This is a genomic window from Sphingomonas sp. LR59, assembly GCF_036855945.1.
Taxonomy (GTDB): domain Bacteria; phylum Pseudomonadota; class Alphaproteobacteria; order Sphingomonadales; family Sphingomonadaceae; genus Sphingomonas.
In genome coordinates this window covers 348,908-362,447 of sequence record NZ_JASPFL010000001.1, presented here as the reverse complement: position 1 = coordinate 362,447, position 13,540 = coordinate 348,908, and the positions used below count along the sequence as shown (strand labels likewise).

Here is a 13,540-nt window from a genome sequence, read left to right as displayed (position 1 = left end):
AAGCCTGCGCTTGCCGATATTGTTTGAGGCACTTGCCGCGCAAACGATCGGCGGGCGTATCCCGATTGCGCTGTGTATCAACAATAGCGACGACGACAGCGTCGGGGTCATGAGCAATGTCGCGATACGGTACGCCGGTCGGCTGGACATCGTGGTCGAGTCTCGCACCTTTGAACCCGCGTTAGCACATGCCGGGAGCGCGCGTGGCCACGCCATGGAGATGGGATATCGCCATGTCGTTGACGGTGGGATTGGCGGCGGCGGCGGTATCGGCGGCGACGACCGCGGCGGCGTGCTGATTTCCACGGACGCGGATTGTCGTCCTCCCGCTGGCTGGCTCGCGGCCAACCTCGCCGCGATCAACGCAGGTGCGGATATCGTTGGTGGACGGATCGTCCTCGACGACGCGGAGCCGATCGATGCGGCGATCACCGCGATGCGCGAACGGTTCGATCGATATTGGGCCGCGGTCCGCGCGATCGAGGACGCGATCGACCCATCCCCGCACGATCCGCCCCCGCGTCACGGCGACCATACAGGGGCAAGCATCGCGATCGACGCAGCCTTGTACCGCATGATCGGCGGGGTCCCGCCAATCGCATCGGGCGAGGATCGATCGATGGTCATCGACGCGGTCGCAGCGGGCGGGCGGCTGGTCCATCCGCCTTCGGTCTGGACCCGCGTGTCGGCGCGCACCGAGGGGCGTGCCGCGGGGGGCATGGCGCTCGCGATGGCCGAACTCGCAGCAACGCTCGATCGGGGCGCGGATCCCTGGGTACCTGCGTTCGAGCATTGGCGGACCCGTGCCAATTGGCGGCGTGCAACCCGCCACGCACACGGCGTCGCGGCGATGCTGGCACGCGAGGCGGACCTGCCGCCAATGCCCGGCGACATGCCCCTGCCCCAATATCCCGGCGCGATCTCGATCGAGCCCGTCACGCCCTTGCTTGCTTCATGAGCCGACGTCCGATCGGCTATTACGTCCATCACCACGGCGCCGGACACCGCATGCGAGCGTCGGCGATCGCGGATCATGCCGACGGGCGAATCACTTTAATCGGCACGAACATCGCCGGGCGGAGCGGTGCCCACCGCTATGTCGACATTCCCGACGACCGGCTTGCTTGCGGGTTCGACGGTCGCGACGATGCCGCGGATCGCCCCGCGGCGCTGCACTATGCGCCGCTTGATCATGACGGAATACGTCGCCGGGTCGCGGCGATCACGCACTGGATCGCCGAACAGCAACCCGCGCTGATGATCGTCGACGTGTCGTGCGAGATCGCGATGCTGGCGCGGCTGGCGTCGGTACCGACCGTGTACGTCAGGCTAGGCGGCCGGCGTGACGACGCCCCGCATCACGAGGCGTTTCGCGCCGCGACCACGATCGTCGCGCCATTTGCCGAAGCACTCGACGATCCGGCCACCCCCGATTGGGTCCGACGAAAGACCGTCTATGCCCCCGGCCTGGTCGACCGTGTCGGGACGACATCGATCGAACCCCGATCGATCCTTGTCGTTAGCGGCAGGGGCGGCTCGGCAATCGATGCCGCGGTCTGGGTCCGCGCGGCGCGTGCCACGCCCGACCGTATGTGGCGAATCATCGGCGATTGCCCGCCACTTGTCGACGCGCCAACCAATCTCGAGCAATCAGGCTGGGTCGACGACGCCGCGGCGTGGATCGCACGCGCCGCGATCGTCATCGGTAGCGCAGGGGACGGCGTGGTCGGTGCGGTGCTGGCGGCACGCCGACCCTTTATTTGCCTGCCGGAGGATCGACCGTTCGACGAACAGCGATCGAAGGCCGAGCGACTGGTCGCGGTGGGTGCGGCGTTGATGTGCGACGATGCCGCCGCGGCGGACTGGCCGATGCTGCTGACGCATGCGGAGCGGCTCGATCCCGCCGCACAGGCGGCGCTCGACGACCCGGATGGTGCAGCCCGTCTGGCAAATTATGTGATGGCCCTGGCCGATGGAGAGCGCGGATGAGCGAACGAATGACGACGGTGCTCGACGATCCGCTGGTCGCTGCGCTCGCCAAGCTGGGCGAACGCTATGATGCGGAGCGCGCGCATCCCGCCGACAGCATCGCGCTGCTCGCGGAGGCGGGTTTGCTGCGCCGGTTCGCCCCGGTCGAATCGGGTGGCGAGACGTTTGCCGACGCCGACGCCCGCCATCGCGCAATGTTCGACGCACTGCGTCGGGTCGGTCGCGGCGACCTGAGTGTCGGCCGGTTGTTCGAAGGTCATATCAACGCGATGGCGCTGTTCGGCTGGTATGCAACCGCCAGCCAGAAGGACTGGCTGCGCCGCGTGCTCGATCATGGCGCCGCGTTCGGCGTATGGGCGACCGAGCCGGCGCCGGGGGTCGCGTTGATCGAGAATTTGGGCGGGCGAACATTGCAGGGCGCAAAGAGCTTCGCCAGCGGCGCAGGGGGATCGCCTATGCGATCGTCACGATCCAGCCCGATAGCGGCGACCGCCGACTGGCCATCGTCGGCGCCGACGATCCCGACCGGACCGATGCCAGTGGCTGGCGTGTCCGGGGCATGCGCGCGAGCATGAGCGGCGCCTATGATCTGACCGGCTATCCGATCGACGAGGATGCGCTGCTGGGCCAGGCCGGCGACTATGATCGCGAACCGCGCTTCACCGCGGGTGCGTGGCGGTTCACCGCGGTCCAACTCGGCGGGATCGAGGCGCTGCTGGCGGAGACCCGCGCGACACTCTCGGGGACAGCACGCGCCGATCCGCTGGTGCGTGCGGCATTCGGGCACGCGGTCGTCGCAACCCGTACCGCCGGGCTTTGGGTGCGCGAGGCGGCGGTGCGCGCGGCGCGCGAGGTTGCCGACGCGGCGGCGTTCGCACGGATGACCCGCGGCGTCGTCGAGCGCGCCGGGCTCGACGTGATGGAGCATGCGGCACGGCTTGTTGGCACCCGCAGCACGTTCGAGGGGCAGCGTATCGACAAGATCATCCGCGATCTCAGCCTGTACCTGCGTCAGGCAGGGCCCGACCAGGTCCGCGACGCCGCCGTGCGCGACTGGATCGATCATGATTGCTGGGGCGAGGATCGCCTGTGGTAGGCATTGCCCGCCTGCTCGCGACGAGCAGGTTCGCACGCGCGCGCTGGCTGGTGCTGGCGCCGCATGCCGATGACGAGACGCTGGGCGCAGGTGCGCTGGTTGCCGAGGCGGCGGCCGCACGTCGCCTTGCGGGGATCGTCTACCTGACCGATGGCGCCGGATCGCACGACGTGGGCGGCGCCTGGCTGGCACGGGTGCGGCGGCGTGAGGCGGCGTTGGCGGTCCGGCGGCTGGCCGGACGCGATGCGGCGTTGCCCGTGTTCCTCGACTGGCCCGACGCGCATCCCCATCGCCCCGACAGCGCGGCATGGCGCGCGACGGTCCGGCGCCTTGCAGCACTGATCCGCTCACGTGGCGTCGATGCGATCGCGGTCACCGGCGCCGACGAACCGCATTGCGATCATACCGCGTTCCGGACGATCGCGCTCGCCGCAATCCGTGCCGCCCGGCGCACGGTGACGATATTCGACTACCGCGTATGGACCGATTCCGCCGTGCCCCCTGCGCGTACGACATTTCGCACGCGCCCAATGCCGGTCGGCCAGCGTCGCCGGGCACTGCTGGCGCATCGCAGCCAGACGGGTGCAGCCTATGGCGCGGGCTTTCGCCTTGCGCGGACCGCCTGGCGGATGCCGGCGGAGGACGTCCTTCATCTGAACGGAATTGCCGATGCCCGATAAGCCGCCCCAAAGCGGGGGCAGCCTGACTGCCGCCTATTTCGAGGACATTTTTGCCGGTGACGACGATCCGTGGTCGCTCGCCAGCAGCCCGTATGAAGCGGCCAAGTTTGCGCGCACCATCGCCGTGCTGGACGATCGTCGCTATGCCGCCGCGCTCGAGATCGGCTGCGCTCACGGTGTGCTCACACGGCAATTGGCGCCTCTATGCGACGATCTCCTCGCCATCGACATCGCCGCGCAGGCGATCGATTATGCACGCAAGCGGTGCGAAGCCCTGCCACAGGTTCGCTTCGAGAAGGTCGTTTTCCCCGATCAGGTTCCCGCGACCAACGCCTTCGATCTCGTCCTACTCTCCGAGGTCGTGTATTATTGGAGCGATGACGACATCACCACCGCGGGGGCGTGGTTACGGGCTCATGTCGTCCCCGGCGGACGGATATTGCTGGTGCACTGGATCGGCGACACCGACTATCCGCAGACCGGAGACGCGGCCGTCGACAAAATATCCGCGGCGATCGGCGACGCTATCACGGTCGAGTGTGCGGAGCGGACGGCATCGTACCGACTGGATCTGTGGACCCGGCGATAGGGAAGCCAACGGGCTATGGTCGACAGCGATCGGTCACATCGCCGCGTGGAATGTGCGAGCCGACGCGGATGGTAGATCGGCCTCGCCTTGCACAAATGTGCGGCTATTTGCGGTGGTGCCCCTGGCCGGAATCGAACCAGCATGCCTTGCGGCAACCGATTTTGAGTCGGTCGCGTCTACCAATTTCGCCACAGGGGCAGCGGCGGGTTGGCTAGACGAAGCTTTCGTTTGCCGCAAGCTGTCTTGATCGGAAAACGTATCGGTTCAGTTTCTCGGCGGTTGGCGACGATAGCTGAGCGCTTCGGCGATGTGGATGCGGCCGACGGTGTCGCTGCCGGCGAGATCGGCGATCGTGCGACCGACGCGGAGGATGCGGGTGTAGCCGCGCGCGGTCAGGCGCATCGCCTCGGCCGCTTGGGCGAGCAGTTTCCGGCCGGCTTCGTCGGGCGTGGCGACCGCATCGAGTAGTGCCCCATCCGCCTCGGCATTCGTGCGCACCGGGTGATCGCGGTAGCGGTCGGACTGGATCGCGCGGGCGGCAGCGACGCGGACGGAAACCTCTGCCGAGCCTTCGGTTGGTGGCGGTAGGATCAGGTCTGCGGCACTGACCGCCTGGACGTCGATGTGGAGGTCGATCCGATCGAGTAGCGGCCCCGAGACCTTGGCCTGATAGTCTGCTGCGCATTTCGGGGCTCTCGCGCAGGCCAGGCTCGCATCGCCAAGGTGCCCGCACCGACACGGGTTCATTGCGGCGATCAGTTGCACGCGGGCCGGGAAGGTTACGTGTGCGTTGGCGCGGGCGACGCTGACCGTGCCGGTCTCCAGCGGCTGTCGAAGCGAATCGAGGACGGCGCGCTGGAATTCGGGGAGTTCGTCGAGGAACAGCACGCCGAGATGCGCGAGGCTCACCTCCCCCGGCTTCACCTTCAGGCCACCGCCGGTGAGCGCCGCCATCGATGCGGAGTGATGCGGCGCGCGGAAAGGGCGCGTGCGGGTCAGGCGACCGCCGGAGAGCGTGCCCGCAACCGACTGGACCATCGACACTTCGAGCGCCTCGGTAGGGTCGAGCGGCGGAAGGATGCCGGGCAGGCAGGAGGCCATAAGAGACTTTCCAGACCCAGGCGGACCTACCATCAATAAATTATGTGATCCCGCGGCGGCGATCTCCAGCGCGCGCTTGGCCGTCTCCTGCCCTTTGACCTGCCGCAAGTCCGGACCGTGATCGGCCTGCTCGGCGATGCCTGGCTTGGGCGGGCTAAGCAGACCGTGGCCTTTGAAGTGATTTAGCAGCGACAGCAGGTCGGGCGCGGCGATCACTTCGATCTCTCCAGCCCAAGCCGCCTCCGAGCCTTGCGCGGCGGGGCAGACAAGCCCCTTCCCCACTTCCGAGGCATGCAGTGCGGCCAGCAGCACGCCCGGCGACGCTGTGATCCGCGCGTCGAGACCGAGTTCGCCGACGATCACGTAATCCGCCAGCGCCTCGGCATCGACCACCCCCATCGCAGCCAGCAACGCGAGCGCGATGGGTAGATCGAAATGCGATCCTTCTTTCGGCAGATCGGCGGGCGACAGGTTCACCGCGATGCGTTTCGGCGGCAGCGACAGCCCCATGCCCGCGATCGCACCACGCACGCGTTCGCGACTTTCGCCGACCGCCTTGTCCGCCAGCCCGACCACGTTGAACGCAGGAAGTCCTGGAATCAGTTGGACTTGCACCTCGACCGCGCGCGCTTCGAGTCCCAGATACGCCACCGTCGCCACGATCGCCGCCATGCCCGCTCCCCCGCGACACGACGTCACGCCTTATTCATACCCGATTTGCCATGTCTGCAAGGACGCGCGGCCCAACGCCGTCGATCCGCGCCGTCTTGCCATCCTAATACACCGGACCCACATGCCTTCCGTGAAAGCAGTCCGCTCCCCGTCCTCCGCTTCGGCCAGTTGGTGCTCGGGATGCTGTTGATCGTCGCAGCGCCGCTCCTTGCGCCGTTGCCGGGACCGGCGGGCATCTTCCTGTTTGCGGGCGGGATGGTTCTGGTCCTGCGCAATTCGCGCTGGGCGCGGTTGAAATGGGCGCGGCTCAAGCGGCGCTGGCCGCGGACCGGGCATTTCGTCGACCGGATGATGCGGCGACAGAGCGCGATGCGGCGCCACGAGCGAGCGAAGGCGTCGAAAAGCGCTGCTGCCAAGGCCGGTGCGAATTGACTTACTGCCGCCCTTTCCGTAAGCGCCCAGCCATCAAGGCCGTCCCTGTGGCGGCCGTTTTCTATTTGATGACCTAGGGAATGACCAATGAAGCGGACCTTTCAGCCGAGCAACCTGGTACGCGCACGCCGTCACGGCTTCCGCGCACGGATGGCGACGGTCGGCGGCCGGGCAGTGATCCATGCACGCCGCGCTCGCGGTCGCAAGAAGCTGTCGGCCTAACCATACTCGACAAGCGCCGCGATTTTCTCGCGGCGAATGCGGGGAAGCGTGCACCGATGCCGGGATTCGTCCTGCTCATGCGCCCCCGCGATGACGGTGACGCGACGATGCGAATCGGCTTCACCGTCACCAAGAAGATCGGCAACGCCGTCGTCCGGAACCGCATGAAACGGCGGTTGCGGGCGTTGGCGCGCGAGCTGTTGGCGGAACGCGGCGTTGCGGGGGCCGATCATGTTTTGATCGGGCGGAATGGCGGTGTCGAACGCGATTTCGCTTTGCTGCGGACCGAGTTGGGCAAGGCGTTCCGCAAGGTCACGCCACAGGCCACTGATACCGCATCGGCGCAAGCCACCACCCCGGCGAAGGCCGGGGCCCAGGTGGGAAAGCGGCCGTGATTCAGCACCGCCATTCGTTAGCGACGTCCCCCAGCTGGGCCCCGGCCTTCGCCGGGGTGGAAATGCCTCACTCGAAGCGGTCCTCTTGGCCCTTGTTCTCCCGCGAAGGCGGGAGCCCAGTCTGGGTCCCCGCCTTCGCGGGGAAACAATATTGTGGTGTCGGCGAACGTCGGTTTTGACATGCTAGCCCGCCTCCTCATCCTCATCGCCCGCGCGTGGCAACTCGGCCCCTCGCTCGTCCTGCCGTCGAGTTGCCGCTACGATCCTTCCTGTTCAGCCTATGCAATAGAGGCCGTTGGGCGCTATGGCGCGCTCAAGGGGGCTGGGTGGCGGCGAAGCGTATTGCGCGGTGCCATCCGTGGGGCGGGTACGGCCCCGATCCGGTCCCAGAGCTGAAGCCTAAAAAATTGAAAGACGCCGCCCTGTGAAAGACGACAAGCAGAATTTCGTGCTGTTCGCGGTGATCGCGGCGCTGATCCTGTTCGGATGGCCGCTGATCCAGGGCAAGTTCTTCCCGACCGCGAATCCGCCGGTCACGAAGATCGAGGGTGGCAAGACCAAAGCGATCGCCAACCCCGCCGCCGATCCGGCTGCGGACGGTGCCGCCGCGATCGGCGATCGTAACGCCGTGATCGCCAGCACCCCGCGCATCCGCATCGAGACGCCGCGCGTGTCTGGCTCGATCAACCTCAAGGGCGCGCGGATCGATGATCTCGTGCTCAAGGGCTATGACGAGACCGTCGCGAAGAACTCGCCGCCGATCCGCCTGCTGTCGCCCGCCGGCGCGCCCGACGCGTATTTCGCAAGCTTCGGCTGGCGCGCGCAGGGCCTGACCCCGCCTGCTGCCGATGCCGTCTGGACGTCGTCGGGCGCGACCACGCTGACCCCGACCACGCCGGTCACGCTCGACGCGACCAACGCCACCGGCCAGCGCTTCCGAATCCAGATCGCGGTCGACCAGGATTACATGTTCACGGTCCGCCAGACCGTTCTGAACGCGGGCACCGCGCCCGTCCCCGTCGCCACCTATGGCCTCGTCAACCGTGTCGGCATCTCGAAGGATCCGTCGTCGATGACGATCCATGTCGGGCCGATGTCGGTCGACAATGGCGGCGCGCATTACCGTCCGAACTACAAGGACATCGACGAGGCTACGCAGAAGTTCACGACCACCGGCGGCTGGCTCGGCTTCACCGACAAATACTGGCTGACCGCGATCATCCCCGACCAAGGTCAGGCGTTCGACGGCCAGTTCCGCGCCGGCGCCAACAAGGCCTATCAGGCCGATTACGCGCTCCAGCCCAAGCAAGTCGCACCGGGCCAGGCGATCACGCAGACCTCGCGCTTCTTCGCGGGCGCGAAAGAAGTCCGCCTGCTCGATCGCTACACCGATCAGCAGGGCGTCGCGAAACTCGATTACGCGATCGACTGGGGCTGGTTCCGGATCGTCGAGAAGCCGATCTTCTACTATCTCGACTGGCTGTTCCGGATGATCGGCAATTTCGGTGTCGCGATCATTCTGCTGACCGTGACGATCCGCGGCCTGCTGTTCCCGATCGCACAGCGTCAGTTCAAGTCGATGGCCGCGATGCGCGCCGTGCAGCCGAAGATGAAGCTGCTGCAGGAGAAGTATAAGGACGACAAGGTCCGCATGCAGCAGGAAGTGATGGCGCTGTACAAGACCGAGGGCGTCAATCCGCTCGCCGGTTGCGCGCCGACGCTGTTGCAGATCCCGATCATGTACGCGCTGTACAAGGTGCTGATGCTGACGATCGAGATGCGTCACCAGCCATTCGTCGCGTGGATCAAGGATCTGTCGGCGCCCGATCCGCTGACGCCGCTCAACCTGTTCGGCCTGCTGCCGTTCACGCCGCCGCACATGATCGCGATCGGTGTCGTGCCGATCATCCTGGGCATCAGCATGTACTTCCAGTTCAAGCTGAACCCGACGCCGATGGACGACACGCAGAAGCAGGTCTTCAAGCTGCTGCCATGGGTGCTGATGTTCGTGATGGCACCCTTCGCGGTCGGCCTCCAGGTGTACTGGATCACGTCGAACTGCCTGACCATCATCCAGCAGAAGCTGCTGTACGCCCGCCATCCGGGCCTGAAAGTGCCGGTGACCAAGTGAACGACGTCCCTAACTTAGGTCCCGACCTCGAACAGACCGACGCGCCGTTCACGCCCGAGATGCTCGAGCATGCGCGGAAGCTATTCGCGGGGCATGTCGGCTTCCTGAAGTCCGCGCCGACGCTCGAATTCCTGCCCGATGCGTTGGTGCCGGAAGTGGCGTTCGCCGGCCGCTCGAACGTCGGCAAATCGTCGCTGTTGAACGCGCTCACCGGGCGCAACTCGATGGCACGCACGTCGAACACGCCGGGCCGTACGCAGGAGCTGAACTTCTTCGACGTGGGCGCGCCGCTCGCATTCCGCCTCGTCGACATGCCGGGCTATGGGTTTGCCAAGGCACCCAAGGACGTCGTCAAGAAATGGCGCTTCCTGATCAACGACTTCCTGCGCGGGCGTGATGTTCTCAAGCGTGCGCTCGTGCTGATCGACTCGCGCCACGGAATCAAGGACGTCGACCGCGAGATCCTCGAGATGCTCGACAAGGCCGCGGTCAGCTACCGCATGGTCTTGACCAAGGCGGACAAGATCAAGGCGTCCGAGCTCGTCGAGGTCACCGAGCGCACCGCGATCGAGGCGCGCAAGCGTCCGGCCGCGCATCCCGACATCCTCGTCACGTCGAGCGAATACGGCATGGGCATTCCCGAACTGCGTGCGGCGGTCGTCGAAGCGGTCAGCTAAGCGATTCGGTCCTCATCGATCCTCCTCCGCGAGCGGGAGGATCGAAGGTCGGCATGACCGGCGCACCGAGAAAGAACCGACTTTCGATCAATCTGATATTTCCGCCTGACACGGTCCGTCAAACTTCGTAGCCTCTCGTCAAAGGGGATCGTGGGTATGCGTAGGACATTGGTGGGGCTGTTGGCGATGACGGCGATGCTGTCGGGCTGTGGCGGCAGCGATAACGGTTCGATCTCGACGGGCGGCAGCACGCCTTCGCCAACGCCTACAAGTACCGCGGGCTGTTCGCTCCGCGAACGCCAGGACTGGGCCGCGGCACAGCTTCGCGAATGGTATCTGTTCCCCGATACGCTGCCCGCCAGCCTCAGCCCGGCGGCGTACACGACGGTCGACGACTATATCGACGCGCTGACCGCCACCGCGCGAGCGCAGCGCAAGGATCGGTATTTCACCTATCTGACGTCGATCAAGGAAGAGACCGCCTATTATAACTCTGGGTCCAGCGCCGGGTTTGGATTCCGACTCGCACTGGATCAAACCGGCCAACGCCTGTTCTCGGCGGAGTCGTTCGAGGGCGCGCCCGCTCTTGCCGCCGGGATCGATCGCGGGACGGAGATTTTGGCGATCGGGACGACGGCTGCCAATCTGCGCACCGTCAGCGCGATCGTCGCCGCGGAGGGTACCGCCGGACTGACCGCCGCGCTTGGCCCCGATACCGTCGGAACCTCGCGAGTCCTCCAGATCAACGACGCCGCGGGTACGCGTACCGTCACCGTCGCCAAGGCGGACTTCTCGCTGTTGCCGGTGTCGACTCGCTATGGTGCGAAAGTCATCCAGGATGGTGGGCAGAGCGTCGGCTACATCAATCTTCGCACGTTCATCAAAACCGCGGAACCCGCGCTGAAGACGGCGTTTGCCGATTTCCGTGCGAAGGGCGTGACCAAGGTCATCATCGATCTGCGCTACAATGGCGGCGGCCTGATCGAGACGGCGGAGTATCTGGGGGATCTGCTCGGCGGTGCGCGATCGACATCGGAGGTCTTCGATTACGTCACGTTCCGTACCGAAAAGGCCTCGAACAACACGACGCGGTTCTTCGCACCGCAGCCCGAATCGATCGCGCCAACGCGGATCGCGTTCATCGGCACCGGCGGAACGGCGTCGGCGAGCGAGCTCGTGATCAACGCGTTCACGCCGTATCTGCACACCAACGCGGGGCTGATCGGCACCAACACCTATGGCAAGCCGGTCGGACAGATCGCGCTCGACAAGGAAGCGTGCGACGATCGCCTCCGCGTGGTGGCACTGGCGACGCAGAATGCCGCGCGCACCGGTGATTACTATGATGGGCTCGCCACCAAGGTCGAGGCGTCCTGTCAGGCCTCGGACGATATCGGCTATCAACTCGGCGATCCGCTCGAATCGTCGACGCGTCAGGCGTTGAACTTCCTGGCGGGCCGCAGTTGCACACCGATTACCGGCGACGCCAGCGCACGGTCGTTGCGCACGTCGGAGCCACGGCGCGACCTGCTGATGCCGGATCGGCCCGGCACCGCGCAGCGTGAGGTTCCCGGCCTGTTCTGACCGCTGGAGCCCCAAGAGGGGTCGGCGAGCGAGTTGCCTCTCGCCGCCCCCTCGCCTAGCACCGCGCGCATGAAACTCATCATCGGCAACAAGGCCTATTCCTCCTGGTCGCTTCGCGGCTGGCTCGCCTGCAAGCAATCCGGTCTTCCCTTCGAGGAGGTGGTCGTGCCGATGTACGACGCCGACTGGGAAAAGCGTCGCTCGGGCGACGAGTTCGCGCCGTCGTCGGGCAAGGTGCCGATCCTGTGGGACGGCGACGCGGTGGTGTGGGACAGCTTGGCGATCGTCGACTATCTCGCCGACAAGGTCGGACGCGAGCGCTTCTGGCCCGAGGACAATGCCGCACGTGCAATGGCGCGGTCGATGGCCGCCGAGATGCATTCGAGCTTTGCCGCGCTGCGTCGCAAGCACAGCATGAACGTGCGCCAGGTGTTCCCCGCGCAGCAACCCGACGATGACGTCCTGATCGAGTTGCAGCGAATCATGGAATTATGGGCCCAGGCGCGCGCGCGCTTCGGTGGCGGGGGCGATTTCCTGTTCGGCCAGTTCGGCGCGGCGGACATCATGTTCGCGCCGCTCGTCACCCGGATCGTCACCTATCAGCTGCCGATCGCCCGTTTTGCAACAGGCTATATGCAGGCGATGTTCGAACATCCCTTCATGCAGGACTGGATCGCCGCCGCGCAGGAAGAGGAATGGGTCCTCGAACAATTCGAACAGCCGGTGGCGACGCCCGCTTGATCGGGAGGACAAGATGATCGACCCCGTCCAACTGACCCAGGCGCTGTTGCGCGCGGATAGCGTAACGCCCGCGCGGGGAACCGTGTTCGACGTGCTGGAGGCGGCGCTCGTGCCAATCGGCTTCGCGGTCGACCGGTTCGTCGTCGGTAAAGCGCCTGACGGCCCGGTAGAGAATTTGCTCGCCACACGCGGCGCGGGGCCGCGTCATCTGGCGTTTGCCGGGCATGTCGACGTTGTTCCGCCCGGTGAGGGCTGGACCGGATCGCCCTGGTCCGGCGAGGTCCGCGGCGGACTGCTGTACGGACGCGGTGCGGTCGACATGAAGGGCGCGGTCGCCGCATTCGCCGCCGCCGCCAGCCGCAGCGATGCGGGAACGCTGTCGCTGATCATTACCGGCGACGAAGAGGGCCCTGCGACCTATGGCACCGTCGCGCTAATGGAGCGGATGGCCGCGCGCGGGATCGTCCCCGACCTGTGCCTCGTTGGCGAACCGACCTCGACCGCACGGCTTGGCGACATGGTAAAGATCGGGCGGCGCGGCTCGGTGAACATCTGGATCGACGTCCCGGGGCGCCAAGGCCATGTCGCCTATCCGCATCTCGCCGACAACCCGATCCCGCGGCTGATCGCGATCCTCGCGGAGATTGACGCCGTGGTGCTCGACCAGGGTACCGACTGGTTCCAACCATCGAACATCGAAGTCACCGACATCACCGTCGGCAACCCAGCGCACAACGTCATCCCGGCCAAGGCGATGGCGCGGCTGAGCATCCGGTTCAACGACCGCCACCGTGGCGCGGATCTGATCGACCGCATCCGCGCAATCGCCGAGCGTCATGCGCCGGGTACGGTCGTGACAGGCAAGGTATCCGGCGAGGCGTTCCTGACCGAGCCGGGTGCGTTCTCGACGCTGCTGTCGGATGCGATTGCGGATGCCACCGGCATCACACCAGAGCTGTCGACAACCGGGGGCACCTCCGACGCGCGCTTTTTGTCGAAGCTGTGCCCGGTGGTCGAGTTCGGCTTGGTCAACGCGACGATGCACAAGGTCGACGAAGCGGTCGCGGTCGAGGATCTGCGGACGCTGACGGATATCTATGCAGGTGTGATCACACGGGCGCTGCGGTAGATCGGCGAACGGGACCCGTATCGCTAGCTTCGCAACGCCCCCAGGAACCCGTCACCCCAGCGAAAGCTGGGGTATCCCCGTTTGGCATGCGACGCGCGTATC

General features: G+C 66.1%; 15 protein-coding genes, 1 tRNA gene and 1 pseudogene. 15 read left to right on the top strand and 2 right to left on the bottom strand.

Going from position 1 to position 13,540, the window contains the following annotated elements; genetic code table 11:
* Positions 1–10: 10 nt before the first annotated feature.
* The 6 genes from QP164_RS01750 to QP164_RS01725 are packed head-to-tail and all read left to right on the top strand — an operon-like array spanning position 11 to position 4,354.
* Positions 11–958 carry a glycosyltransferase family 2 protein gene (locus QP164_RS01750; RefSeq protein ID WP_333921924.1) on the top strand — a complete coding sequence of 316 codons (948 nt, stop codon included), beginning with the start codon at positions 11–13 and terminating at the stop codon, positions 956–958.
* Complete coding sequence (locus tag QP164_RS01745) at positions 955–1,989, top strand: glycosyltransferase (protein ID WP_333921923.1); 1,035 nt, start codon at positions 955–957, stop codon at positions 1,987–1,989. Before QP164_RS01750 ends, QP164_RS01745 begins: the two co-directional genes overlap by 4 nt.
* A complete protein-coding gene (locus QP164_RS01740) occupies positions 1,986–2,564 on the top strand; it encodes an acyl-CoA dehydrogenase family protein (RefSeq protein ID WP_333921922.1) in 579 nt (192 codons plus the stop codon). Before QP164_RS01745 ends, QP164_RS01740 begins: the two co-directional genes overlap by 4 nt.
* Positions 2,561–3,085, top strand: a complete 525-nt coding sequence (locus QP164_RS01735) for an acyl-CoA dehydrogenase family protein (protein WP_333921921.1) — start codon at positions 2,561–2,563, stop codon at positions 3,083–3,085. The genes QP164_RS01740 and QP164_RS01735 overlap by 4 nt, the downstream gene beginning before the upstream one ends.
* Positions 3,079–3,765, top strand: coding sequence for a PIG-L deacetylase family protein (locus QP164_RS01730; protein WP_333921920.1), 687 nt, complete (start codon positions 3,079–3,081; stop codon positions 3,763–3,765). Before QP164_RS01735 ends, QP164_RS01730 begins: the two co-directional genes overlap by 7 nt.
* Entirely contained in the window at positions 3,755–4,354 is a 600-nt protein-coding gene (locus QP164_RS01725) for an SAM-dependent methyltransferase (protein WP_333921919.1), read from the top strand. Before QP164_RS01730 ends, QP164_RS01725 begins: the two co-directional genes overlap by 11 nt.
* Positions 4,355–4,467: 113 nt before the next feature.
* Here the strand turns inward: QP164_RS01725 and QP164_RS01720 are convergent.
* Positions 4,468–4,552 (bottom strand) — tRNA-Leu (locus tag QP164_RS01720).
* A 66-nt stretch (positions 4,553–4,618) separates the two neighbouring features.
* A complete protein-coding gene (locus QP164_RS01715; protein WP_277982351.1) occupies positions 4,619–6,127 on the bottom strand; it encodes a YifB family Mg chelatase-like AAA ATPase in 1,509 nt (502 codons plus the stop codon).
* 180 nt (positions 6,128–6,307) lie between these two features.
* Here QP164_RS01715 and QP164_RS01710 point away from each other — a divergent pair, with 180 nt between their 5' ends.
* From QP164_RS01710 to dapE, 9 genes and pseudogenes are all read left to right on the top strand, one after another.
* The gene (locus QP164_RS01710; protein ID WP_333921918.1) at positions 6,308–6,559 is read left to right on the top strand and encodes a hypothetical protein; all 252 of its coding nucleotides are present in this window, start codon (positions 6,308–6,310) and stop codon (positions 6,557–6,559) included.
* Between the two features lie 87 nt (positions 6,560–6,646).
* On the top strand, positions 6,647–6,781 hold the full coding sequence (rpmH, locus tag QP164_RS01705; protein ID WP_031393806.1) for a 50S ribosomal protein L34: 135 nt from the start codon (positions 6,647–6,649) through the stop codon (positions 6,779–6,781).
* Positions 6,782–6,837: 56 nt separating this feature from the next.
* Positions 6,838–7,176, top strand: coding sequence for a ribonuclease P protein component (gene rnpA, locus QP164_RS01700; RefSeq protein ID WP_435368393.1), 339 nt, complete (start codon positions 6,838–6,840; stop codon positions 7,174–7,176).
* 180 nt (positions 7,177–7,356) lie between these two features.
* A pseudogene (yidD, locus tag QP164_RS01695) lies at positions 7,357–7,604 on the top strand (membrane protein insertion efficiency factor YidD).
* Positions 7,601–9,307: a membrane protein insertase YidC gene (gene yidC / locus QP164_RS01690; RefSeq protein WP_132738839.1), complete on the top strand. Its 1,707-nt coding sequence runs from the start codon at positions 7,601–7,603 to the stop codon at positions 9,305–9,307. The pseudogene yidD and the gene yidC overlap by 4 nt, the downstream one beginning before the upstream one ends.
* Positions 9,308–9,366: 59 nt before the next feature.
* On the top strand, positions 9,367–9,984 hold the full coding sequence (gene yihA, locus QP164_RS01685) for a ribosome biogenesis GTP-binding protein YihA/YsxC (RefSeq protein WP_132739574.1): 618 nt from the start codon (positions 9,367–9,369) through the stop codon (positions 9,982–9,984).
* A 156-nt stretch (positions 9,985–10,140) separates the two neighbouring features.
* A complete protein-coding gene (locus QP164_RS01680; RefSeq protein WP_243643333.1) occupies positions 10,141–11,568 on the top strand; it encodes a S41 family peptidase in 1,428 nt (475 codons plus the stop codon).
* 69 nt (positions 11,569–11,637) lie between these two features.
* Positions 11,638–12,309, top strand: a complete 672-nt coding sequence (locus QP164_RS01675) for a glutathione S-transferase (RefSeq protein WP_333921917.1) — start codon at positions 11,638–11,640, stop codon at positions 12,307–12,309.
* A 13-nt stretch (positions 12,310–12,322) separates the two neighbouring features.
* Positions 12,323–13,438, top strand: a complete 1,116-nt coding sequence (gene dapE, locus QP164_RS01670; RefSeq protein WP_132738845.1) for a succinyl-diaminopimelate desuccinylase — start codon at positions 12,323–12,325, stop codon at positions 13,436–13,438.
* The last annotated feature ends 102 nt before the right edge of the window (positions 13,439–13,540 follow it).